At 71.9% G+C, this 22,830-nt stretch carries 20 protein-coding genes; 14 read left to right on the forward strand and 6 right to left on the reverse strand.

Annotated features, from left to right (window positions below; genetic code table 11):
- Positions 1 to 46 precede the first annotated feature (46 nt).
- From AB0B90_RS28680 to AB0B90_RS28690, 3 genes are all read left to right on the forward strand, one after another.
- On the forward strand, positions 47 to 1,075 hold the full coding sequence (locus tag AB0B90_RS28680; protein ID WP_362925775.1) for an LLM class flavin-dependent oxidoreductase: 1,029 nt from the start codon (positions 47 to 49) through the stop codon (positions 1,073 to 1,075).
- 151 nt (positions 1,076 to 1,226) lie between these two features.
- The gene (kynU, locus tag AB0B90_RS28685) at positions 1,227 to 2,729 is read left to right on the forward strand and encodes a kynureninase (RefSeq protein WP_362925776.1); all 1,503 of its coding nucleotides are present in this window, start codon (positions 1,227 to 1,229) and stop codon (positions 2,727 to 2,729) included.
- Positions 2,684 to 4,060 (forward strand): NAD(P)/FAD-dependent oxidoreductase, encoded by a 1,377-nt coding sequence (locus AB0B90_RS28690; protein WP_350947501.1) that lies wholly within the window; start codon positions 2,684 to 2,686, stop codon positions 4,058 to 4,060. Before kynU ends, AB0B90_RS28690 begins: the two co-directional genes overlap by 46 nt.
- 24 nt (positions 4,061 to 4,084) lie before the next feature.
- On the opposite strand, the gene AB0B90_RS28695 is transcribed toward AB0B90_RS28690, so the two are convergent.
- Complete coding sequence (locus AB0B90_RS28695; protein WP_350947333.1) at positions 4,085 to 4,714, reverse strand: cupin domain-containing protein; 630 nt, start codon at positions 4,712 to 4,714, stop codon at positions 4,085 to 4,087.
- A gap of 95 nt (positions 4,715 to 4,809) precedes the next feature.
- Between AB0B90_RS28695 and AB0B90_RS28700 the strand changes: the two genes are divergently transcribed.
- Complete coding sequence (locus AB0B90_RS28700) at positions 4,810 to 6,027, forward strand: damage-control phosphatase ARMT1 family protein (protein ID WP_350947334.1); 1,218 nt, start codon at positions 4,810 to 4,812, stop codon at positions 6,025 to 6,027.
- Between the two features lie 9 nt (positions 6,028 to 6,036).
- Here AB0B90_RS28700 and AB0B90_RS28705 read toward each other — a convergent pair whose 3' ends face one another.
- The 3 genes from AB0B90_RS28705 to AB0B90_RS28715 form a co-directional block, all read right to left on the reverse strand.
- Positions 6,037 to 6,702 (reverse strand): AIM24 family protein, encoded by a 666-nt coding sequence (locus tag AB0B90_RS28705; RefSeq protein WP_350947335.1) that lies wholly within the window; start codon positions 6,700 to 6,702, stop codon positions 6,037 to 6,039.
- 104 nt (positions 6,703 to 6,806) lie between these two features.
- Complete coding sequence (locus AB0B90_RS28710) at positions 6,807 to 7,466, reverse strand: DUF47 family protein (protein WP_350947336.1); 660 nt, start codon at positions 7,464 to 7,466, stop codon at positions 6,807 to 6,809.
- Positions 7,463 to 8,443 (reverse strand): inorganic phosphate transporter, encoded by a 981-nt coding sequence (locus tag AB0B90_RS28715; RefSeq protein ID WP_362925777.1) that lies wholly within the window; start codon positions 8,441 to 8,443, stop codon positions 7,463 to 7,465. The genes AB0B90_RS28710 and AB0B90_RS28715 overlap by 4 nt, the downstream gene beginning before the upstream one ends.
- A 456-nt stretch (positions 8,444 to 8,899) precedes the next feature.
- Here AB0B90_RS28715 and AB0B90_RS28720 point away from each other — a divergent pair, with 456 nt between their 5' ends.
- From AB0B90_RS28720 to AB0B90_RS28740, 5 genes are all read left to right on the forward strand, one after another.
- Positions 8,900 to 9,646 (forward strand): dihydrofolate reductase family protein, encoded by a 747-nt coding sequence (locus AB0B90_RS28720; RefSeq protein ID WP_362925778.1) that lies wholly within the window; start codon positions 8,900 to 8,902, stop codon positions 9,644 to 9,646.
- A 25-nt stretch (positions 9,647 to 9,671) separates the two neighbouring features.
- Positions 9,672 to 10,115 (forward strand): deaminase, encoded by a 444-nt coding sequence (locus AB0B90_RS28725; protein ID WP_350947339.1) that lies wholly within the window; start codon positions 9,672 to 9,674, stop codon positions 10,113 to 10,115.
- Positions 10,116 to 10,569: 454 nt separating this feature from the next.
- A complete protein-coding gene (locus tag AB0B90_RS28730) occupies positions 10,570 to 11,796 on the forward strand; it encodes a glycosyltransferase family 9 protein (RefSeq protein WP_362925779.1) in 1,227 nt (408 codons plus the stop codon).
- 34 nt (positions 11,797 to 11,830) lie between these two features.
- Complete coding sequence (locus tag AB0B90_RS28735; RefSeq protein ID WP_362925780.1) at positions 11,831 to 12,874, forward strand: glycosyltransferase family 9 protein; 1,044 nt, start codon at positions 11,831 to 11,833, stop codon at positions 12,872 to 12,874.
- Positions 12,871 to 13,836, forward strand: coding sequence for a UDP-glucuronic acid decarboxylase family protein (locus tag AB0B90_RS28740; protein ID WP_350947342.1), 966 nt, complete (start codon positions 12,871 to 12,873; stop codon positions 13,834 to 13,836). The genes AB0B90_RS28735 and AB0B90_RS28740 overlap by 4 nt, the downstream gene beginning before the upstream one ends.
- Before the next feature lie 170 nt (positions 13,837 to 14,006).
- Here the strand turns inward: AB0B90_RS28740 and AB0B90_RS28745 are convergent, their stop codons facing one another.
- Complete coding sequence (locus AB0B90_RS28745) at positions 14,007 to 15,194, reverse strand: ROK family protein (protein WP_350947343.1); 1,188 nt, start codon at positions 15,192 to 15,194, stop codon at positions 14,007 to 14,009.
- 286 nt (positions 15,195 to 15,480) lie between these two features.
- On the opposite strand from AB0B90_RS28745, the gene AB0B90_RS28750 reads away from it, so the two are divergent.
- The 5 genes from AB0B90_RS28750 (at position 15,481) to AB0B90_RS28770 (ending at position 21,200) form a co-directional block, all read left to right on the forward strand.
- Positions 15,481 to 16,953: a sugar ABC transporter ATP-binding protein gene (locus AB0B90_RS28750; RefSeq protein WP_362925781.1), complete on the forward strand. Its 1,473-nt coding sequence runs from the start codon at positions 15,481 to 15,483 to the stop codon at positions 16,951 to 16,953.
- The gene (locus AB0B90_RS28755) at positions 16,950 to 17,993 is read left to right on the forward strand and encodes an ABC transporter permease (protein WP_362925782.1); all 1,044 of its coding nucleotides are present in this window, start codon (positions 16,950 to 16,952) and stop codon (positions 17,991 to 17,993) included. The genes AB0B90_RS28750 and AB0B90_RS28755 overlap by 4 nt, the downstream gene beginning before the upstream one ends.
- Positions 17,990 to 18,928 (forward strand): ABC transporter permease, encoded by a 939-nt coding sequence (locus AB0B90_RS28760; protein ID WP_362925783.1) that lies wholly within the window; start codon positions 17,990 to 17,992, stop codon positions 18,926 to 18,928. Before AB0B90_RS28755 ends, AB0B90_RS28760 begins: the two co-directional genes overlap by 4 nt.
- Before the next feature lie 32 nt (positions 18,929 to 18,960).
- On the forward strand, positions 18,961 to 20,169 hold the full coding sequence (locus AB0B90_RS28765) for a substrate-binding domain-containing protein (RefSeq protein ID WP_362902538.1): 1,209 nt from the start codon (positions 18,961 to 18,963) through the stop codon (positions 20,167 to 20,169).
- 191 nt (positions 20,170 to 20,360) lie between these two features.
- Entirely contained in the window at positions 20,361 to 21,200 is an 840-nt protein-coding gene (locus AB0B90_RS28770) for a sugar phosphate isomerase/epimerase family protein (RefSeq protein ID WP_350947348.1), read from the forward strand.
- A gap of 25 nt (positions 21,201 to 21,225) precedes the next feature.
- Here AB0B90_RS28770 and AB0B90_RS28775 read toward each other — a convergent pair whose 3' ends face one another.
- Positions 21,226 to 22,725: a hypothetical protein gene (locus AB0B90_RS28775; RefSeq protein ID WP_362925784.1), complete on the reverse strand. Its 1,500-nt coding sequence runs from the start codon at positions 22,723 to 22,725 to the stop codon at positions 21,226 to 21,228.
- Positions 22,726 to 22,830: the final 105 nt, after the last annotated feature.

Below are 22,830 nucleotides of genomic sequence, written 5' to 3' on the forward strand. Positions count from 1 at the left end.
ACTGTGAGGAATCCGTGACGAACGCCACCGGGCAGGAGAGCCCCCGATGACCGCCGAGATCGGCCTCGGCCTGCAGAGCGACAAGCGGGCCGGTGACTACGCGCGGCTCGCGCGCCGCGCCGAGGAGCACGGCTTCGACGTGCTGAGCGTGTTCGGCGACCTGATGTACCAGCCGCCGATCTTCCCCCTGCTGGAGATGGCCGCCGCCACCGGCCGGGTGCGGCTCGGCGCGGCCTGTCTCAACCCCTACTCCACGGCACCGTACGAGATCGCCGGGCAGCTCGCCGCCCTCGACCTCGCCTCGCACGGCCGCGCCTACCTCGGGCTGGCACGCGGCACCTGGCTCGGCGCGGTGGGCATCGCCCAGCCCAGGCCGCTCACCGCGCTGGCGGAGGCGGCGGAGGTGGTCTACCGGCTGCTCGCCGGTGACACCGGAGGGTACGAGGGGGAGATGTTCCGCCTCGCGCCGGGCACCGGGCTGCGCTACCCCGTACACCGGCCCCGGCCGCCGCTGCTGCTCGGCACGTGGGGGCCGAGGGGGGCGGCGCTGGCCGGACGGATCGCCGACGAGATCAAGGTGGGCGGCAGCGCGAACCCGGCGATGGTCGGGGTGATCCGCGAGCGGGTCGCGGCCGGGGCGGTGGCGGCCGGGCGCGATCCCGGCGCGATCGGGGTCGTCCTGGGCGCGGTGACCGTGGTGGACACCGACGGCGTCGCGGCCCGCGCCAAGGCGCGCGGCGAGGTCGCGATGTACCTCGCGGTGGTCGCCGACCTCGATCCGACCGTGGAGATCCCCGCCGACCTGCTCGACAGGGTGAAGACGTTGGTCGGGGAGGGCAGGGACACCGAGGCGGGGCGCCTCGTCCCCGACGACCTGCTCGACCTGTTCGCCTTCTCCGGCACCCCCGAGCAGGTCGCCGCGCAGGCCCAGGCCCTCATCGACGCGGGCGCGCACCGGGTGGAGTTCGGCACCCCGCACGGTCTCAGCGACGACCGGGGCGTGGAACTGCTCGGAGCCGAGGTGCTGCCGCTGCTGGACCGATCCCCCGCGGCGCGGGGCGGTGGCCCGGTGTGAGGCGCGACACCCTCCGGTGACGCTCCGTCATCTTGAAACCGGATGCCCCGAGAACCTTCCGTCCGGAAAGCACACGGCCTGAATCGTCTCACTCTCCTGATTTTCACCTCAGTTCGGTATGGGTGAACATAAGAGAGGAGAAGGAGATGATGTGACGAGTGAACGCGCCGGGGGTCCGGCAACGGAGATGTCGGGCGTGACGGTCGAGGAGACCGGGGGCCTTGGCGATCCGCATGACACCGGCGGTGACGTGGACCGCACCTCGCGCCGCGACCTGGGCGGACACGAAGGATCCGGTGGCCGTGGCGGCCTCGGGCAGGGCGGTCTGCCCGGTGAGCGGGAGGCGCTCGCCGCCGACGCCGAGACCGCGCGACAGGCCGAGGCCGCCGGAAGGCCGGTGTGCCGCCGCGCGGAGTTCCTCGTCCCGCCCGCCCCCGCGACCTCCCGGCACCCCGAGCTCGCCTACTTCGCCGGCAACTCGCTCGGCCTGCAGCCCCGCGCCGCCCGCGCCGCGATCTCCGCCGAGCTGGACGACTGGGCCCTGCACGCGGTCGAGGGCCACCACCGCGCGGCGCACCCCTGGCTGCCCTACCACGCGGAACTGCGCGAGGACGCCGCGGCGCTCGTGGGCGCGTTCCCCGACGAGACCGTGGTGATGAACTCCCTCACGGTCAACCTGCACCTGATGATGGCGACCTTCTACCGCCCGGCCGGTGAGCGCACCCGCATCGTGATCGAGGACCACGCCTTCTCCTCCGACAGCTACGCGGTGCGCAGCCAGGCCGTGCACCACGGCCTCGACCCCGACGAGACGGTGGTCCGGCTGCGCCCCCGCGAGGGCGAGGACTGCCTGCGCACCGCCGACATCGTGGACTACCTGGCCCGCGAGGGGCACCGGGTGGCGCTCGTGCTGCTGGGCGGGGTCAACTACCTGACCGGCGAGTTCCTCGACATCCCCGCCGTCACCGCGGCCGGGCACGCGGCCGGGTGCCGCGTCGGCTGGGACCTCGCGCACGCCGCGGGGAACGTGCCGCTCGCGCTGCACGACTGGGACGTGGACTTCGCGGCCTGGTGCTCGTACAAATACCTCAACTCGGGGCCCGGCGCCGTCGCCGGATGCTTCGTGCACCGGCGCCACGTGACCGATCCCACGCTGCCCCGGCTCGCCGGATGGTGGAGCACCGAGGAGGCGACCCGCTTCGAGATGCGACCCGAGCTCGTCCCGGTACCCACCGCCGACGCCTGGCAGATCTCCAACCCGCCGATCCTCGCGATGGCCCCGGTGCGGGTCTCGCTGCGGATGTTCGCCGAGACGGGGATGGCGGCGCTGAGGGAGCGGAGCCTGGCGCTCACCGGCTACCTGGAACGGCTGCTCACCGAGGTGGTCCGCGACCGCCCGCTGGAGATCGTCACGCCCGCCGACCCGGCCAGGCGCGGAGCCCAGCTCTCCCTGCGGGTGACCGGCGGCGTCCCCGGCGCCGGCGGCGCTCTCGATGCCGCGGCTCTCGCCGACCGGCTGCACGAGGTCCACGGCGTCCTCGCCGACGTGCGGCGCCCGGACGTCATCCGGCTCGCCCCCGTGCCCCTGTACTCCACGTTCCACGACTGCTGGCGGGCCGCCGACGCGCTCGCCAGGGAGGTGAGCCCGAGATGAGGTCCCCCGGCGAGGTCGCCGTGGTCGGCGCGGGGCTGGTCGGCTGCCTGACGGCCTGTTACCTGGCCCGCCGAGGCTACGAGGTCACCCTGTACGAGCGCAGGCCCGACCCGCGCGAGGCCACGCCTGAGCGCGGGCGCTCGATCAACCTGGCGATCTCCGAACGGGGGATCGACGCGCTGCGCCGGATCGGGCTGGACGAGGCCGTGCTGAAGGCCGCGCTGCCGATGCCCGGCCGGATGATGCACGCCCCCGACGGCACGCTCAGCTTCCAGCCCTACAGCGCGGGAGGGCAGCGGGCGATCAACTCCATCAGCCGCTCCGAGCTCAACCGCACCCTGCTGGACGCCGCCCTCGGCATGCCGGGGGTCCGCGCGCTCTTCGAGCACCGGCTGACCGGACTCGACGTCGACTCGGGCCGGATGGACTTCGACACGCCCGGCGGTCCCGTCACCCGCACCGCCCAGGTCGTGCTCGCCGCCGACGGCGCCTACAGCGCGGTACGGGGACGGCTGCAGTTCCTGCCCGGCTTCGACTTCAGCCAGGAGTATCTCGACTACGGCTACAAGGAGCTGACGATCCCGGCGCGCGACGGCGGGTTCGCCCTCGACCCGGGCGCGCTGCACATCTGGCCGCGCGGCAAGGCGATGATGATCGCCCTGCCCAACCCGGACAGGTCCTTCACGTGCACGCTGTTCTGGCCCAAGTCGGGGCCGGGCAGCTTCGCCGAACTGGACACCGCGGAGCGCTTCGAGGAGTTCTTCGCCGCGAACTACGCCGACGCCCACGCCCTCATGCCCGACCTCGCCGACGACTACGCCCACAACCCGATCGGGCACCTGGTCACCATGCGGGCCCGCCCCTGGCACGTACGCGGCACAGGGGGAGCGGTGGTCGGCCTGCTCGGAGACGCGGCCCACGCGATCGTCCCCTTCTACGGCCAGGGCGCGAACTGCGGCTTCGAGGACTGCGTGGAGCTCGACCGCTGCCTGGAGGAGGCCGGCGACGACTTCCCCAGGGCCCTCGCCATGTACGGGGCCCGGCGCAAGGAGCACGCCGACACCATCGCCGAGCTCGCGCTGGAGAACTTCGTCGAGATGCGCGACAAGGTCGCCTCCCGGTCGTTCCTGCTGCGCAAACGCGTCGAGCACGGCCTGGAACGGCTGCTGCCCGGCGTCTACGTCTCCCGCTACGAGCTCGTCTCGTTCAGCACGGTGCCCTACGCCGAGATCCAGCGGCGCATCTCCCGCCAGCGCGGGGCGGTCGCCGCCGGGGCGCTCGGCGCGCTGGCCGCGGTCGCACTGGCCACCCGCGCCCTGCGCCGCCGCTGACCGTCTTCGCGCCCGGGGGAGGGGTCAGAACAGCCGGGGGGTCACCACGGACACGACCGTGGTGACCCGGTCGGTGTCGTTGAACATGCTGTGCGGGACGGTCGACCTCAGGTGGACGCTGTCGCCCGGGTACAGCCGGTGCTCGACGCCGTCGACCTCGTACAGCAGCTCGCCCTCCAGCACGAAGGCGAACTCCTCCCCGGCGTGACCGTAGGAGTTCTCGCGTTTGCCGCCGGGCGCGATGTGCACCAGCAGCGGTTCGAGCACCAGGTTCGGGCCCCTCGCCGAGAGCATGCGGTAGGTCTGCTGGCCCGAGATGTATTCGGTGGCGGCCGTCGCCGAGCGGGTGAGCGTGAAGTGGCTCGGCAGATGGGAGACCGGGGCGCGCGTCTCCTGTGTCTCCTCCTCGGGCGGCACGTCGTTGAAGAACTCCGCCACGCTGCGGTCGAGTGCGGTGGCCACGCTGTTGAGCGCGGTCAGGCCGATGGAGGAGATCCCCCTCTCGACCTGCGAGAGGAACCCGATCGAGAGCCCGGAGTGGGTGGCGAGACCGCGTAGGGTCAGACCGCGCTCCTTACGGAACTGCCGCATCCGGGCTCCGACGGCGTCGTGGCGGTCCAGCTCCTCACCGCTGTGACGCTCCGATGTGCCCACCCGCGGCTCCCTCCGTCAAGCGGCGTGGCCGCCTGTTCGCTCTAGCTAAACATATTTCATAACAAGAGTCGTCGCGCGTCAAAAAGGAGTCGGAAATGGCAGACGGTGATGCTCGGCAGCGGGCCGCAGGGCCCTGGGCGCCGCAGGATCCGCAGGTGTTCCTGAGCGACGTCCCCGGTTCCTATCCGTGGCGCGTTCTTCATGAACGGCACCCCGCCCTGATCGAGAAGGTCCGCACCGCCACGCCGTACGACCTCGGGGTGAACCGGGCACTCGACCTGCTGCTTGAGGAGATCGAGGGGGTGATCGAGCCGCTTGAGGAGTCCGCGCACGACCGTGACCTGTGGGAGAGCTGGGACCGGGGCCATGTCGGGCGGCGGTGGGACGACGCGCCGTTCCTGTGGGCGGAGAGTTACTTCTACCGCAGGCTGCTGTCCGCGGTCGGCTACTTCGGGCCGGGCCCGTGGCGAGGCGTCGACCCGTTCGAGCCCTTCAAGCAGGCCGAGCTGCTCGGCGAGGCCGTCGACGAGGAGCTCGGCGAGCTCGACGCCCTGGCCGAACTGCCCTCCGCCGAGCGGGCCCAGGCGCTCGTTCTGCGGGCGCTGTGGGGGAACCGGGCCGACCTGGTGTTCCGGGTCGCGGCCGGCCCCGAGCTCGCCGGGCGGGAGTCCGGGCTCCTCGCCGACGACAGCGCGCTCCTGTGGTCACTCGTCGACGGCGGGGAGGCCGGTCGCGGAGGGCTCACGAGGATCTGCCTCGTCGCGGACAACGCCGGGAGCGAGCTGCTGCCCGACCTCGTCCTCATCGACCACCTGCTGCACGCCAGGGGAGCGGAGGAGGTCGTCCTGCACGTCAAGCCCCTGCCGTACTACCTGTCCGACGCCACCCCCGCCGACGTCCTGGCCTGCCTGCGCCGGATGGCCGCCGCCGGCGGCGAGGCGGGAGAGGTCGCGGGGCGGCTGCGGGCGGCGCTCGGGTCGGGGAGGCTGCTCCTGCGGGCGTACGCCTTCTCCTGCGCGCCCCTGCCCTACCACGAGATGCCTTTCGGCATGCGGGAGGACTTCGCGTCCGCGTCACTAACGATCATGAAGGGTGACCTGAACTACCGCCGCCTCGTCGGAGACAGGGCCTGGCCGCACACCACCCCGTTCGCCGAGGCCACCGCGTACTTCCCAGGCCCGGTCGTGGCGCTGCGCACCCTGAAGTCCGAGGTCGCCGTCGGCCTGGACGGTGACGTGGTCACGTCGCTGGAGGCCACGGGCGGTCCCTGGCTGACCACCGGTGCCCACGGCCTCATCCAGGCCAGGGCGTGAGCGGCCGGGTCAGCCGGAGCTGGAGATGATCGGGCCCTCGCTCGCCTGGACGAGGACGAAGCCCTCACCCCTGAACGCGAGCTGCAGAGCCTCGCCGCTGCCTCGCCCGATCAGGGCCCCCGCCTTCATCGTGCGGTTGACCCCCACGTGCAACCCCGCGCTCCAGCACACCGCGGACTGGCCGTCGGCGAAGGTCGGCGCCTGGGAGGTGTCGAGGAGCACGGGGGCGCCGTGCGCGGTGACCGCCACCCAGCCGGTGCCCTTGAGCGTGGTGTTGAACAGGCCGCCGGTGGCGACGCCCGCGCCCTGGACGCGCTGGATGTCCCAGGTGAGCTGCGGGTCGAAGGCGAGCAGGTTGGTGCCGTTGACGGTGAGCGCCTCGTCCTCCAGGTAGAACAGGTGCACGTCGGTGGCGTTGTCGGCGAAGAAGATCACGCCCTGCCCGCGGACGCGCATCAGCGGCGCGCCCTCCCCGCTCACCATCTTCTTCAGGAAGCGGCCGACGCTCCCCGCGCCCTCGTAGTCGAAGTCCATCTGTCCCTGGAAGGCGACCATCGATCCCTGCCGTGCCAGGACCTCTCCGTTCAGCCGCACCCGCAGCATCTTGGCGTTCTGCAGGGCGAAGTGGCCGGGGAACCGGTCCTGGTCAAGGTTTCCGAAGAACGAACTGCGCACGGGAGATGCCTCTCAGCGTCGGGGACGTCGCACGGTGAACGGTCGCATGAGATTGACGAATCCGGCCGCGCGGGAGTTCCCTTCGGCGATTCCTCGGCGGCTCCTCAGTGGCTTCGTTTGAGCATCGCGTCCGCGAGCGCGTCGGCGGCCTCGCCGAGCCGGCGGCCCACCGCGTCGAGCCGCGACAGCAGCTCGCGCCTGCGCAGGGTGTCCATGGTCAGCCGCTCGGCGAACAACTCGGCGAGCCGGGCCTGGTAGAGCTGGCGGACGCGACTGCACGCCTTGCGGGTGGCGAGCACGGCCCCGGTGACCGAGGCCGGGTCGTCGATCATCTTCAGTACGGCGCCCTCCAGCTCGTCGAGACCGTCGATCACCGCCCGCAGCGGCTCGACCGCGAACCGCACGTCCTGCGGCCCGAACAGGTCGATCTCGCGCACACAGTCGCGTAGCTGGTCCAGCACGTCGTCGATCGAACGGGAGAGCCTGAACAGGTCCTCCCTGTCGAGAGGGGTCGCCAGCACCCGCCGCAGGATCCGTACCAGCCGGGCTCTGGCCTCGTCCCCCTCGTGCTCCACGTCGGCCATCCGGGCCCGCGCCTTCGACCGTTCGATCTCGCCGTCCGCGACCGAGAGGGCGAGCACGGCTCCCGCCCGCGCGATGGCGACCTGCTCCCGCACCAGAGAGACGATCCGCCGCCCCGACCGGCCGCGCAGGTCGTCCCAGGCACGCGCGAACCTCCGGGTGCGGCCCTCGGTGCCGCTCACATCAGCCTCAGCGCGAGACCGCCGAGACAGCCCAGCGCCATCGACGACGGCAGCGTGACCAGCCATGCCGTACCCACGTTCACGACGCCCTGCCATCGCACTCTCCTCGTTCCCTCGCTCGTCGCCGCGCCGACCACCCCCGCGGTGATCGACTGGGTCATGCTCACCGGGCTTCCCAGGGCCGAACTGCCGAGGACGGCGCCGGTGGCCGCCGTCTCGGCGGAGACGATGTGCAGCGGGCGGGTGATGACCACCCCGCGGCCCAACCGGCCTCCGACGCGGATCAGGCTCGTCAGGGCACCGGCGAGGAAGAGCGCCACGAGGGCGGCCATCCACACCGGCGGGACCTCGACGGGCCCCACCCCGCCGAGCCCGTGACGGCTCACGCCGATCGCCACGCTCACCACCGCGATCATCTTCTGGCCGTCGTTCACCGCGTACGCCACGCACTGGGCCGAGTAGGCGAGCAGGTGGGTGGTGAACACCAGTCGCGGCATGCGGCGGTAGGAGGGCACGTGGTGCGACAGGGCCCCCAGCAGATAGCCGAGGGCCAGCCCGGCGAGGGGCGCGCAGGCCCCGATCGCCAGGACGGTGCCCAGCTCCCTCCACGACACGGAGAGCCCGGCGCCGAGTCCCGCGCCGCTGATGCCGCCGATCACCGCGAGGGTGAGGCTGGTCGGCAGGCCCCTGCCGGTCAGCACCGCGACCACCGCCACCGCGATCACCACTCCCATCAGGAACGCCGCCGCGCCGCCGCTCGTCCCGAGCCCGGCCAGCCGCTCGGTGAACGTGCGCGCGACCGCGACCCCCAGGAGGTACGGGACGGCGAAGAGCACGGCCACGAGGAGCACGGTGACCGCCCATCCGGGGGAGCGGGGGAACCTGAGCCCGAGACCGATGATGGTGGCCCCGTCGTTGGCCCCGCTGGCCAGCACGAAGAGGATCGCCACGACGGCGAACGCGAGGGTCCATCCCATCAGCGGTGATACCGCCGTTCGTGCCTCGCGCCCGCGCCGCACCGGTCTCCCGGATGCCTCGCCGTCACGCCTCCCCCTCGCCCCCGGGAGCGCGGAGGGCACGGGCGGTGCGGAGGGCGGGGACGGCGAGGGCGGCGAGGGGGTGCGCGCGGCCGGTGCCGCGGAGACGGTGGCGGGTCGGCCTTCCGAGAGGACGGAGGAGACCTGGGGATGGTCCGTGGCCACATCTCGGCGGACTCGCGCGCATTTATGCCCCTTCAATGAGAAAGCTTTAGTTTTAGGTTAACAGAGGGTAAACGAAGGGGGAATTGCCGCTGACGTACAGATGACATCCTGTCTTCGCCGATACGCGACCGGCGGGAAGTGGCCGGGCAGGACGCGCGGAGGCGGACGTCGCCGCGAGCGGGTACGGCGAGGTTGTTACGATCGGCCGGTGCCGAGGCGGGGAGGTGGAGGGTGGGCGAGCGCCCCTACGTGCTGCTGAGCTGCGCGATGTCCGTCGACGGATACATCGACGACGAGACGCCGCGGCGGCTCATGCTCTCCAACGACGAGGACTTCGACCGGGTCGACGCGGTCCGCGCCACCTGCGACGCGATCCTGGTCGGAGCCGGCACCGTCCGCCGCGACGATCCGCGACTCCTCGTCAGATCGCGGGAGCGCGCGCTGGAGCGGGTCGCGCGCGGCCTGCCGCCGTCTCCCGCGAAAGTGACGCTCACCGCCACCGGGGACCTCGACCCGGGCGCCGCCTTCTTCACGGCCGGTGACGCGGAGAAGATCGTGTACGCCGCGCCGGCGGCGGTGGCGAAGCTCGACGGGCGTCTCGGCGGGGCCGCCGAGGTGGTCGACGCCGGTGCCCCGGGTGCCGACGGCGGCACGGACGGCACAGTCGGCGCGATCGGCACGGGCGGCACGGGCGGTACGGGCGGCACGGTCGACCTGGGCCGTGTCCTGGGTGACCTGTACGGGCGGGGGGTGCGCCGCCTGATGGTCGAGGGCGGTACCTCCGTGCACACCCGCTTCCTGCGGGAGGATCTCGTGGACGAACTCCACCTCGTCGTCGCCCCGTTCTTCGTCGGCGATCCGGCGGCCCCGCGTTTCGTCGGGGGCGGGGAGTTCCCCCGTGACCGCGATCGCAGAATGGACCTGGCGGAGGTCCGCAAGATGGGCGACGTCACCCTCCTGCGCTACCTGCTGACCTGAGACGCCGTCCACGGGGGAGGCCGAGATGAGCGACCGCGAATGGCTGGAGCTGGCGTGCGACCTGGCGCGGTCGTGCCCGCCCTCGGAGACGGCCTTCTCGGTCGGCGCCGTGGTCGTCTCCGCCGACGGTGAGGAGATCTCCCGGGGCTACTCGCGGGAGAACGATCCGCACGTCCACGCGGAGGAGTCGGCGCTGGCCAAGATCTCCCCGGACGATCCCCGGCTGGCCGGCGCCACGGTCTACAGCAGTCTGGAGCCGTGCAGCGCGCGAGCCTCGCGTCCCAGGACCTGCACCCGGCTCATCCTGGACAGTGGCGTGCGGCGCGTGGTGATGGCGTGGCGCGAGCCGCTGGTCTTCGTCGACTGCCACGGGGCCGAGGAACTCGCGGCGGCCGGGGTGACCGTGCTGGAGATTCCCGAGCTGGCGGACCGGGCCCGCGAGCCCAACGCCCACCTCGTTCCCGGCTGAGGGGCTCTTCGCCCGGCTCTCCGGCCGATCGGCTCCTCGCCCGCCGCCTCCCGTGCCTGCCCCCGGGTCGTTCGGGTCGTCCGGGTCGTTCGGGTCGTCCGGGTCGTCCGGGTCGTCCGGGTCGTCCGGGTCGTCCGGGTCGTCCGGGTCGTCCGGGTCGTCCGGGTCGTCCGGGTCGTCCGGGCTCGCGGTGCTTCGTTACCCGGCCGATGGGCCGGGTAATCGCGGCAGTGATTACTTATAGTGATAAAAGTAATTGCATAATCCTCTTAACTGCGCTTATGTACGATTTTTCGGTTTGTGTAGTCGCTCCTCTCGGTAGTCAGTAGATATCGAACGAGAGGCCGAGCGCCATGGGATTTCTCGGTAAAAATGCGACATTTCGTGACTCATTGGCTGTTTTGTTGGTCAATGGGGAGATCGCCCACGTCGTGACGCGACCGGGGGAGCGACGGTGACCGGCACCGTTCTCGTCGCCCGCCTGGACAAGGCGGGCGATGTCCTGCTGGCGGGACCCGCGATCCGCGCGGTGGCCGCGAGCGCGCGGGAGGTCGTGCTGCTGACCGGGCCGTACGGCCGGGCCGCCGCCGAACTGCTGCCCGGGGTGTCGAGAGTGGTGGAGTGGCGTACGCCGTGGATCGATCCCGCCGCGCCGCCCGTGACCGGCACGCACGTCCTGAGGTTGCTGCGCGTCGTCCGTGACGTGGCTCCCGACCAGGCGCTCATCCTCACCTCGCACCACCGGTCTCCGCTGCCGCTGGCCCTGCTGCTCAGGCTGGCGGACACGCCGAGGATCGCCGCGATCTCCACCGACCATCCGGGCTCGCTGCTCGACGTGTGGCACGTCGTCGACGAGGAGGCGGACACGCCGGAGCCTGAGCGAATGCTCGGGCTGGCCGCGGCGACGGGATTCGAGCTCCCGGCGGGAGACGCGGGCGGCCTCGCCGTACGGCACCCGCTGCCCGATGTCGGCCACCTCACCGGGGCGCCGGGCTACGTGGTCCTGCACCCCGGCGTCTCGGCACCCGCCAGGGCGTGGCCGGAGGAGAACTGGGCGCGCGTGGTCCACGACCTGGTCCGCTCGGGTCGCAGGGTCGTCGTGACCGGCGACCGGGACGAGCGGGGACTCACCGCGCGGATCGCCTCCGGCGCCGGGCAGCACGGCCTGTCGCCGGGGCCCCTCTTCGCGGGCGACTGGATGAGCGAAGGCCCCACCCGCCTGCGCGGCTGGGAGGTGGACGAGCCCGCCTTCACGGCGGGCTGGGTCGACGGTGGGTCGGCCGCGACGGGTGGCCGGGGTCCGAACGGACACCCGGGTCCGCGTGACGGGCGGCCCGGCGGCCACCCGGGCAGGTCCGTCGTCGACCTGGGCGGCAGGACGACCTACCCCGAGTTCGCCGCGGTGCTCGAAGGAGCGTGCGCGGTGGTCGTCGCCGACGAGGGACCCGCCCACCTCGCGGCGGCGGTCGGCACACCGGTCGTCGGCCTGTTCGCCTCCGCCGGGCGCTGGGCGCCGTACGGGGTGCCGGCCGTGCTCCTCGGAGACCGGTGGACGCCCCGCGAGACGACGTGGGCCGCAGCCCGTCCGGTCGCCGGTCACCCGTGTCCGGCGTCGGTGCCGAGCGCGCGGGTCGTCGAGGCGGTCGAACACCTGACGTTTGTGAAAGAGGTCGTCACATGAGGATCGCCCCGACGTTCGCGAAAGAGGTCGTCATATGAGATTCCCCCCGGTACCGGACCATGCGCGTCCCTCTGATGCCGGCAGCGAGACCGGCAGCGAGACCGGCGGTGACACCGCGAGGCGGAACGTCGCCCCGGAGGACGACCGGCCGGTCATGATCGTGCTGCGCGGGCTGGGACTGGGTGACCTGCTCACCGTCGTCCCCGCCCTGCGGGCTCTGCGGCGATCCCACCCCGGCCACCGGATCGTGCTGGCCGCGCCCGCCGCGCTGGCGCCCCTGGTGCCGTTGATCGGCGGGGTGGACGAGGTGTGCGACGTGTCGGGCCCCGGTCACGTGCCGCGCCTCGGGCGGCGCGTCGACGTCGCCGTCAACCTGTACGGCGGTGGCCGGCGAGGCATCGCCGCGCTGCACCGCACCGGCCCGGCGCGACTGCTGACCTACCGGCATCCCGCCTTCCCCGACGCGTACGGACCGGACTGGCCCGACGGCGTGCACGAGGTGCGGCGCTGGTGCGACCTGCTCGGCTGGTACGGCATCGAGGCCGATCCCGCCGATCTGGAGCTGGAGCGCCCTCTCCTCGCCGACGAGGGCTCGCGGCCGGTCGTCATCCACCCGGGAGCCGCGTACCCGGCCAGGCGCTGGCCGCCGGAGCGGTTCGCGCTCGTGGCCGCGGAACTGCGGGACAACGGGCACCAGGTCGTGGTCACGGGGAGCGAACGGGAAAGGGACCTCGCCGAACGGGTGGCCCTGCTCGCGGGGCTGCCGTCCACGTCCGTGCTCGCCGGGCGCACCGGGTTGCTCGAACTGGCCGGGCTGGTGGCGAGGGCGCGGCTGGTGATCTGCGGCGACACCGGCGTGGCTCACCTGGCGGCCGCCTTCCTCACCCCCTCCGTGACGCTGTTCGGCCCCGTCTCGCCCGCGCTGTGGGGACCGCCGCCGGCGGGACCGCACACCGTCCTGTGGGCGGGAGGTCTCGGCGATCCCTACGGGTACCGGCCCGATCCGGGACTGCTGGAGATCGGGGTCTGGGACGTCCTCGACGCCGCCGCGCGCCTGATGGAGGTGGGGGTGCGGTGAACGGGCGGCGGGTGGTGGTGACCGGTGGCGCGGGATTCGTCGGGTCACACCTGTGTGAGCGGCTGCTGGGCGAGGGGGCGGAGGTGGTCTGCCTGGACAACTTCCTCACCGGTTCGCCGGCCAACGTCGGGCACCTGGTCGGGTTGCCCGCCTTCCGGCTGGTGGAGTGCGACGTCACGGGTTTCCTGCGGGTGCCCGGGGAGGTGGACCTGGTGTTGCACCTCGCCTCGGCGGCCTCGCCGGTGGACTATCTGCGCCATCCGATCGAGACGTTGAAGGCGGGCAGCCTGGGCACGCTGCACGCGCTGGGACTGGCCAGGAACAAGGGCGCCCGGCTCGTGCTCGCCTCCACCAGCGAGGTCTACGGAGATCCGCTGGAGCATCCGCAGCGCGAGACCTACTGGGGCAACGTCAACCCGGTGGGACCGCGCAGCGTCTACGACGAGGCCAAGCGGTTCGCCGAGGCGCTGACCACCGCGTACCGGACCTGTCACGGCACCGACACCGCGATCGTACGGATCTTCAACACCTACGGGCCGAGGATGCGCCCCTATGACGGCCGGGCCATTCCCACCTTCGTGCGCCAGGCGTTGCGCGGTGAGCCGATCACGGTGGCCGGCGACGGGGGGCAGACCCGGTCGGTGTGCTACGTCGACGACACCGTGGAGGGGATCCTGGCTCTGGCCCGCGGCGAGATGACCGGGCCGGTCAACATCGGCAATCCCACCGAGCTGAGCGTGCTGGCCCTCGCCGAGACGGTCCGTCACCTGACCGGCTCGGAGTCACCGATCCGCTTCGTCGGCCGCCCCGACGACGATCCGCAGATCCGCCGTCCCGACATCTCCCTCGCCGTCTCCGCGCTGGGGTGGCGGCCGAAAATCGACGTCATCGAGGGACTGCGCCGTACCATCGCCTGGTTCGCGCGGGAACTCAGCGCGTCGCAGGAGCTGATCCCCCGCTGAGAGCCCGCCTTTCCGCCGGAGCCGGGGCGGATCGGGAAAGCCCCCTACCCGCCGGGAAGCGGGGCAGGCGGGGTGGATCGCGACCCTCTGCCCGCCGGGGAATCGCGGCCCTCTACCCGCCGGGAAGCGGGATGGGCGGGGTGGATCGCGAAGGCCGCACCGAGGATCGGTCAGACGGCGGGGAGGGCGACGGAGCGGTCGACGCTGCCGGGGGCGAGCACGTGCTCGATGACCATGACGGCGGCGCCGATCACCCCCGCGCGGTCGCCCAGCTCGCTGGCGGTGATCGTCAGGTGCTGGGTGGCGAGGGGCAGCGACCGGCTGTAGATGACCTCGCGGAGCCCGGCGAGCACCTGCTCACCGGCCTCGGAGATGTCGCCGCCGACCACGATCACCGAGGGGTTGAAGAAGTTGACGATCGAGGCGAGCACGTCGCCGACCTCGCGGCCCGCCTGCCGGATGAGCTGCACGGCGTCGGTGTTGCCCGCGCGTACGAGGCGGACCACGTCGCGGCTGTCGTCGGCCTCCACCCCGTCCGCGGACAGCTTGGCGGCCATGGCGGCGCCGCTGGCGACGGCTTCCAGGCAGCCGATGTTGCCGCAGCGGCAGACGGTGTCCAGGGCCGAGGCCACCCGGATGTGACCGATGTCGCCGGCCGCGCCCTGGGCGCCCCGGTGCAGGCGGCGGTCGCTGATGATGCCGCAGCCGATGCCGGTGCCGATCTTGACGAAGATGAGGTGGTCGGCGCTGGGGCGGGCGGCCCAGTGCTCGCCCAGCGCCATGATGTTCACGTCGTTGTCGACGAGGACGGGGGCGCCGAGGCGCGAGCCGAGCCACTCGGGAACGGGGAAACCATCCCATCCGGGCATTATCGGCGGATTGACCGGGCGTCCCGAGCTGTGCTCGACCGGGCCGGGGAGGCCGACGCCGATGCCGCAGATCTCCTCCGGGCGGTGGCCGATCTCGGCGAGCATCTCCTCGAAGGTGCGCTGGAGCCAGCCGAGTGTCTCCTCGGGGCCGCGGTCTATCGGCACCTCGGCCGCGCGCTCGGCGAGGACCGTGGTGCCGAGGTCGGTGACCGCCACCCGGGCGTGGGTGGCGCCGAGGTCGGCGGAGAGGACGACGCGGGCGGTGCGGTTGAACGTGAAGGCGATGGCGGGGCGGCCCCCCGAGGAGATGGCCTCCTCGGTCGGGATGATCCACTGCTGGCTCAGCAACGCGTCGAGACGCTGGGCCAGGGTGGACCTGGCCAGCCCGGTGAGCTGGACCAGTTCGGCCCTCGTTCTGGCCTGACCGTCGCGCAGGATGTTGAGAAGCGCCCCCGCACCGGCGATCGAACCGTTCGCTTCGCTGAACATGCACACAGTCAACACCCCTTGTTTCCGCTGCGTCAAAGCGACTTAGGCGCTCGGCCTGCCTCATTATGCCAAATGGTGACATCCTTTTGCTTGACCATCGCCATAAGAGCGCTTTAGCATCCGGACACATGAAGGAAATCGGCCGGTTACCGACGAATCGATTACCATCCGGTGACGTCGGGACCGGATTTTCGGATGTGTTAGCCCTATCCCTGATATCCCAGGTGTCCCTGGCACCTAAGACGCGTTTTCCCGCCGCCGTATCTCGCGCGGGGACGGTAGCCTCATGATCCTGAGAATGCGTGGCATCGCCAAGAGTTTTCTCGGAGTCCGCGTACTGAGCGGGGTCGATCTGGAGGTCGCCGCCGGAGAGGTGCACGCGGTCGTCGGAGAGAACGGCGCGGGAAAGTCCACGCTGATGAAGGTTCTCGCCGGGGTGCACGCCCCTGACGAGGGCAGCGTCGAGATCGACGGCACCGAGGTCTCCTTCGCCCACCCGGTCGAGGCGCAGCGCGCCGGGGTGGCGATCATCTACCAGGAGTTCAACCTGCTGCCCGAGCGCAGCGTCGCCGAGAACGTCTTCCTGGGCCGCGAGCCCGTCCGGCGGGGGCTGGTCGACAGGGAGGCGATGGAGACAGCCACCGCCCGGCTGCTCCAGGAACTCGGTGAGACCTCCTTCACCCCCCGTGACTTGGTCCGTCACCTCTCCATCGCCCAGCAGCAGGTCGTGGAGATCGTCAAGGCGCTCTCCCAGGACGCCCGGATCATCGTGATGGACGAGCCCACGGCGGCACTCGCGGATCACGAGGTGGAGCTGCTCTACCGGCTGGTGGCCCGCCTGCGGGAGCGGAAGATCGCCGTCCTCTACATCTCCCACCGGCTGCGAGAGGTCTTCGACCTGGCCAACCGGGTGACGGTGCTGAAGGACGGCACGCTGGTCAGGACCGCGGACACCGCCGAGATCACCTCCGACGAGCTGGTCCGGCTGATGGTCGGCCGCGACCTCGGCACCTACTTCCCCGACCGGGGCACGGATCCGGGAGAGGTGCGGCTCAGCGTGCGCGGCGGAGGCAACGCCGTGCTCGACGGAATCGACCTCGAACTGCGCGAACGCGAGATCCTCGGCGTGGCCGGCCTGCAGGGGTCGGGCCGCACCGAGCTGGCCAAGGCCCTGTTCGGCGCCGAGCCGTTCACGCGCGGCACGATGAGCCCGCTGCGGCCGGCGTCGGTGCGGCAGGCCGTGGCCGCCGGGATCGGCCTGGTGAACGAGGACCGCAAGGCCGAAGGGCTCGCGCTGCGCCAGTCCGTACGGGACAACGCCCTGCTGGTCTCCCGCTCGGTGCGCAGGATCGGCAACGGCGGCAGGATCGGCGGGACCGGCGGGACCGGTGTCCTCGAACTCCTGGAGGCGGTACGGCTCCACCCGCCCCGCCCCGAGCAGGAGGTCCGCTACCTGTCCGGCGGCAACCAGCAGAAGGTCGTGCTGGCCAAGTGGATGACCGTGGCGCCGAAGGTCCTGATCTTCGACGAGCCCACGCGCGGGGTCGACGTGGGTGCCAAGGCCGCCATCCACGACCTGATGCGCGGCCTGGCCGAGGACGGAATGGCGATCATGATGATCTCGTCCGAGCTTCCCGAGCTGATCGGCATGAGCGACCGCGTCGTCGTGATGCGCGACGGCCGCATCGCCGGTGCGCTGCCCGCCGGATCCTCGGAGGAGGCCGTGATGCGCCTGGCCGCCGGTGAGGTGACGTCGTGACCGGCCCTGGCAGGCCCGCGGCGGCCACCGGCACCGCCGCGCCCGCCGCCCCCGTCCCGCAGGAAGGGGAGAGAAGGCGCGCCCTGGCGGGCCGCATCGGCTCGACCCAGGTCATCTACCTCGCCCTGGCCGGGGTCATGCTCGTCGGATGGGTGCTGGTCGCCCTCGACGGGGGCGACTTCCTCACGCTGGAGACCATCGTCGGCATCCAGCAGCGCTCGGCCGCGCTGGGCATCGTCGCCGTCGGTCAGACGCTGGCGATCCTGGTCGGGTCGCTGGACCTGTCGGTGGCGTACCTGATCAGCCTCACCTCCCTCGTCGCGGCCGAGATCATGGCCGGGCAGGACGGCGGGATCGTCCCCGGCGTCGCGGCGGTGCTCGCGGTGAGCGCGCTGATCGGGCTGGTCAACGGCCTGGTCATCACCCGGCTGCACGTCCACGCCTTCATCGCGACCCTCGGCACGGCCCTCATCGTCAAGGGGATCGTGGACCACCTCTACGACGGTCCCGCGGGCAGCGTGCCCGAATCCTTCCAGCGGCTCGGCTACGACAGGATCGGACCGGTCCCCGTCTCCGCGCTGCTGTGGGCCGCCGTCGCGCTCGCCGCCTGGTTCCTGCTGCGCCGCACCAGGCTCGGGTACCGGATCTACGCGGTCGGCGGTGACGAGGAGGTGGCCAGGCTGTCCGGCGTACGGACCGGCAGGATCGTCGTCGCCGCGCACATCCTGTGCTCGGTCTGCGCGGGCGTCGCCGGGCTGCTGCTGGCGAGCAGGCTCGGCGCGGGCGCGCCCACGGTCGGCACCGACGGCGGCTACGACCTGGAGTCGATCGCCGCGGTGGTACTCGGCGGTACGGCCCTGGCCGGAGGCAGGGGCGGGGTCGCCGGGACGGTCGGCGGGGTGTTGCTGCTCGCCGTGCTCGACAGCGTCTTCAACCAGCTGGAGGTCAACGCGTTCTTCAAGGACGTGGTCCGCGGCCTGGTGATCGTCGTCGCCGTGGCCGTCTACGCCCGCCGCGGCGCGAGGAGGCGATCCCGATGAGAGCCCTCAGGTCCATGGGGCCGATCCTCGCCGTGCTGGCGGTGCTGCTGGTGCTGATCGCGCTGGTGAACCCGTTCTTCCTGGAACCCGCCGGGTTCCTCGCCTTTCTCAAGAGAGCCGCACCGCTGGTCATCCTGGCCGCCGGGCAGTACTTCGTGATCGTCTCGGGGGAGTTCGACCTGTCGGTGGGGTCGCTCGTCACCGTGCAGGTCGTGGTGGCCGCCCGGCTGATCGACGGGCAGGAGCAGGCGACCTGGCCGGTGCTGGCCCTGCTGATCGTGATCGGGCTGCTGGTCGGGCTCGCCAACGGGGCCATCACCACCAAGCTGAGGGTGCCGTCGTTCATCACCACGCTCGGCATGATGCTCGTGCTGTCCGGCGCGGTGTTCCTGTGGACCGGTGGCGCCCCGCGCGGCGCGCTGTCGGAGACGTTCCGGATGTTCGGTCGCAGGGACCTCGGCCCGGTGCCCTGGTCGGTGCTCATTCTTCTCGTCGCGGGCGCCGCGGCGATCCTCCTCATGCGCTCCGACTTCGGCAAGCGGCTCATCGCCACCGGCGACAACGAACGCGCGGCGGGACTGTCCGGGGTGAGGGTCGACCGGACCAGGATCGCCGCCTTCGTCATCTCCGGCCTGGCCGCGGCCGTCGCGGGCATCCTGCTCGGCGGCTTCGCGGGCGTCTCGGCCCAGGTCGGGCAGGGCCTGGAGTTCCAGGCCATCACGGCCGTCGTCCTCGGTGGCGTCGCGCTCGGTGGCGGGCGCGGCTCCGTGGTCGCCGCGATGGCCGGGGCCTTCACCCTCGAAGCGCTGTTCACCCTGCTCAACCTGTACGGGATCTCGGGGGCCCTGGAGTTCGCGGTCCAGGGCGTGATCATCATCGCCGCCGTCGCGGCGAGTTCCGTACGGCTTCCGTTCAGGCGCGCCCTACGCGTCTGAACGCCCCCCCAGAGAAACAAGGAGAGCCTTCTTTGAACAGATCGATCACGGTGCTCGTCGCGGGTGTCTCCGCGATGTTGCTCGCCGCGGGATGCGCCAGTGACAAGCCGGTGACCTCAAGCGCGGCGCCGGAGAGCTCGGCGGCCGCCCCTTCCACCGCCGCGTCCTCCAACACCGGAGAGCAGTCGAAGTTCTTCGTCCAGGCCGACTACGACGCCCAGCTCGCCATGCGGGCCCAGAGCGCGGAGGGGCCCGCGGACAAGCCGTGGGAGCAGGCCATCGCCCCGGAGATGGTGGACACGGCCAAGTACAAGAAGGACGGTCCCTACAACCTGTGCTTCTCCAACGCGGCGGTGAACAACCCGTGGCGGCAGGTGGGCTGGAAGACCATGCAGGCCGAGGTGGCGCTGCACAAGGAGATCAAGAAGTTCACCGCCCTCGACGCGGAGGGCAAGGACGACAAGCAGATCTCCGACATCGCCGAGCTGGTCGGCAAGGGCTGTGACGCTCTGATCGTCTCGCCCAACACCACCGCGACGCTCACCCCCGCGGTGACGGGCGCCTGCCCCAAGGTCCCGGTGATCGTCTTCGACCGAGGCGTGGAGACCGACTGCCCGGTGACGTTCATCAACCCCATCGGCGGTTACGCCTTCGGCGCCGACGGCGCCGAGTTCCTGGTGGAGAAGGTGCCGGCAGGGGGCAAGGTCCTCGCGCTGCGGATCCTGCCGGGCGTCGACGTGCTGGAGACCCGCTGGTCGGCGGCGAAGGTCACCTTCGACCAGAGCCAGCTCGACGTGGTCGGGGTGGAGTTCACCGACGGCGACGCGGCCAAGACCAAGAGCATCGTGAGCGACTACATCCAGCGGCACGGCAAGATCGACGGGGTGTGGATGGACGCGGGCGCGACCGCCGTGGCGGCCGTCGAGGCGTTCGAGGACGCCGGGGTCCCGGTGCCGGCGATCGTCGGCGAGGACCAGCAGGACTTCCTGCAGAAGTGGAAGAGCGGTGGCCTCACGGCCGTCGCACCGACCTACCCCACCTACCAGTGGCGCACCCCGATCATCGCCGCCCTGAAGATCCTCAAGGGTGAGGAGGTGCCCAAGACCTGGAAGCTGCCCCAGCCCAAGATCACTTCCGAGAACCTGGACACCTACCTGCAGCCCAACATGCCGCCGCTGCACTACGCGCTCTGCGGTTGCGAGAAGCTGCCGGACTTCCCCGCCGCCTGGGGCGGTAAGTAAGGCCGATCTCCCCGCGGGCCGGGGCGATCCCCCCGGCCAGGGCGGTGAGCAAGGCGGATCCACCGGGCTCCGGGCACCGCGAGACGGTGCCCGGAGCCCGGTGCCACGAGGCTCACGAAGGGCCCGCCAGACGAGTCCGCCGACGGGCTCGGAGACATCGAGTACGCGTTCAGCACGAAAAGGGGTTGCCGATGTTCCCCATCGGGGTCAACACGTGGGTATGGGTCTCGCCGCTGACGGACGAGGATCTCGCCCGGCTGGCGCCGAAGGTGGCCGACTGGGGGTTCGACGTGATCGAGCTACCGGTGGAGCAGGCCGGAGACTGGGATCCCGCGCGGGCGGCCGAACTGCTGGGGAGCCTCGGGCTGAAGGCCTCGGTGGTCCTCGTCATGCCACCGGGCAGGGAACTGGTCGGCGCCGACGCGGCGACGGTCGCCGACACCCAGGACTACCTGCGGCGATGCGTGGACGCCGCCGTGACGGTGGGCAGCCCGGTGATCGGCGGACCCGCCTACGCCTCGGTGGGGCGGACCTGGCGGATGTCGGAGGAGGAGCGCAAGAGCTGCTACGCCGAGCTGCGGGAGAACCTGACCCCGGTCGGCGCGTACGCGGCGGAACGCGGGGTGACGGTCGCCGTCGAACCGCTCAACCGCTACGAGACCAGCCTGGTCAACACCGTCGAGCAGGCCGTCGAGGCGGTCGGCGGGATCCCGGGAGTCGGCCTCGCGCTGGACGTCTATCACATGAACATCGAGGAGCGGGACCCGGCGGCGGCCGTACGGCTGGCCGGGGATCTCGTCGCGCACGTGCAGGTGTGCGCGAACGACCGCGGTGCGCCGGGGGCCGACCACATGGACTGGCCCGCCCTCGCCGACGCGCTGCGCGCCGTGGACTACCGGGGACCGCTCTGCATCGAGTCGTTCACCGCGCACAACCGGACGATCGCCACGGCCGCCTCGATCTGGCGCCCCCTCGCCGACACGCAGGACGACCTCGCGACCACGGGCCTGGCCTTCCTGCGCACCCTCTGACGGGCTTTCGCCCCCCTTTGTCCGTTCAGCGGCCGGTGTCGTCGTCCGTCACCGTGGAGTCCGCCGCCTCGGCCGCGTCCGTGCCGGGGGCGGCGGCGGGTGCCCGCCGGGGGCGCCTGAAGAAGGCGGCCACCGCGTAGGGGTCGACGGGGTCGGAGAGCAGGGCGAGCATCTCCTCCCCGCGTTCGGGATCGACCTTGAACGGGTGACCGAACACGTGCGGCCCCGTCCCGTCGTCCAGCAGCCTGGTCAGCATCAGGTCGCCCGGTATCGCCTGCCCGGAGAGCAACTCGTCGACCAGCCTCACCCGCTCTCCGGTCCCGTCCCCGAGGGCGGCCACGGTGATCTCGTCCCCGGACACGTCGAGGACCTCCCACAGCCGCAGCGGCGTCCGCCGCCAGGACTCCAGCAGCTCCACCTCGTCGTCGCGCAGCCACTCGGCCCGCGCGTCCAGGAACTCGCCGACGACGTCGTTCTCGAACAGCGCCAGGTCCGCGAGGGCGGGCTCCGCCACCCGGACACTCAGCGCGATCAGATCCTCGATCAGCCGCCTGCGGGCCGGGCGGTAGGCGTACGTGAGCAGCTGCCGGAACAGGTGCGCGGCCCGCTCGGGCAGCGGAGCCCCGGGGGTGGTGCGGCACGCGGCGTACTCGGCCGCGTCGCGAACGGCCGGTGCCAGATCGGGGGAGAGGGAGAGCACCTCGGAGATCAGCCCTGCAGCCTCGAACGAACGGCCCTCGCCCTCGGCGGACCTCGCGATCAGCAGCAGAGCGGCCGGCTCGGTGCGGGGCAGTGCCTCGACCAGTGCCGGGCCGAGCGGCTCGCGCTCCACCTCGTCGGCGACCCTCGCGAGCACCGCGTCCGACCGCGACAGGTAGGTGACGGCTTTGGAGAGGTCGGCGCCCTCCCCGTACGTGCGCAGCGCGCTGCGCACCAGGGCGAGCCTGATGATGTCCAGCGGGGCCAGGTCGGCGACCGACGCCGTGTCCCACGGGGCGCCCACGATGCCCACCCGGCCCTCGCGCAGCTCCAGCGAGGCGTTGAGCAGCAGCGGGGACAGCGGCGGCAGCGGGTCGGCGAAGGTCTCGGGGGCCTTCATCAGCAGCTCCAGGACCACGACGTCGACCGGCACGCCGGGACTGGGCTCCAGCCCTTCCGCGAAGGCGCGCAGCGCGTCGAGCGCCTGCTCGCCGAACTCCTGGACGACCCGCATCACCCGTTCGGCGGGGACGTCGTCCAACTCGGTGACCGACAGTTCCAGGGTGCCGCCGCGCAACCGCAGCGCGATCACCTGCTCCGGCTCCACCCCGGCGAGCCAGCCGTCGGGTCCGGTCAGGACGGGCTCGCCGGTGTCGAGCGAGGTCCGCACCCGGCCGCCGCCCGCCAGGGGAACCCCCGCACCGTCGGCCAGCCGTGCCCACAGCCGCAGGTCGTCGGAGGCGGGCAGCACCCCGCTCGCCAGCTCGGCCCGGGTGGCGAGGTGCGTCAGCACCGCGCCCTCGCTCAGCGTCAGAAGGTCGCTCATCCCCCCATTGTTCTCGACGCCCGGACGTGGAGAGGCCGCCCTCCCCGCCAGGAGCTCGCACAAGCTCGTGGCGGGGAAGGGCGGCGGGGACGGCCGGGCCGCGGG

The organism is Streptosporangium sp. NPDC049078 (assembly GCF_040648855.1).
Taxonomy (GTDB): domain Bacteria; phylum Actinomycetota; class Actinomycetes; order Streptosporangiales; family Streptosporangiaceae; genus Streptosporangium.

Bases quoted from the DNA above. Each gene is read 5' to 3' on its own strand.
- AB0B90_RS28715 (WP_362925777.1), bottom strand. From the start codon at position 8,443: ATGGGATGGACCCTCGCGTTCGCCGTCGTGGCGATCCTCTTCGTGCTG.
- AB0B90_RS28750 (WP_362925781.1), top strand. From the start codon at position 15,481: ATGATCCTGAGAATGCGTGGCATCGCCAAGAGTTTTCTCGGAGTCCGC.
- AB0B90_RS28760 (WP_362925783.1), top strand. From the start codon at position 17,990: ATGAGAGCCCTCAGGTCCATGGGGCCGATCCTCGCCGTGCTGGCGGTG.
- AB0B90_RS28725 (WP_350947339.1), top strand. From the start codon at position 9,672: ATGAGCGACCGCGAATGGCTGGAGCTGGCGTGCGACCTGGCGCGGTCG.
- AB0B90_RS28700 (WP_350947334.1), top strand. From the start codon at position 4,810: ATGGCAGACGGTGATGCTCGGCAGCGGGCCGCAGGGCCCTGGGCGCCG.
- AB0B90_RS28735 (WP_362925780.1), top strand. From the start codon at position 11,831: ATGAGATTCCCCCCGGTACCGGACCATGCGCGTCCCTCTGATGCCGGC.
- AB0B90_RS28775 (WP_362925784.1), bottom strand. From the start codon at position 22,725: ATGAGCGACCTTCTGACGCTGAGCGAGGGCGCGGTGCTGACGCACCTC.
- AB0B90_RS28770 (WP_350947348.1), top strand. From the start codon at position 20,361: ATGTTCCCCATCGGGGTCAACACGTGGGTATGGGTCTCGCCGCTGACG.
- AB0B90_RS28680 (WP_362925775.1), top strand. From the start codon at position 47: ATGACCGCCGAGATCGGCCTCGGCCTGCAGAGCGACAAGCGGGCCGGT.
- AB0B90_RS28745 (WP_350947343.1), bottom strand. From the start codon at position 15,194: ATGTTCAGCGAAGCGAACGGTTCGATCGCCGGTGCGGGGGCGCTTCTC.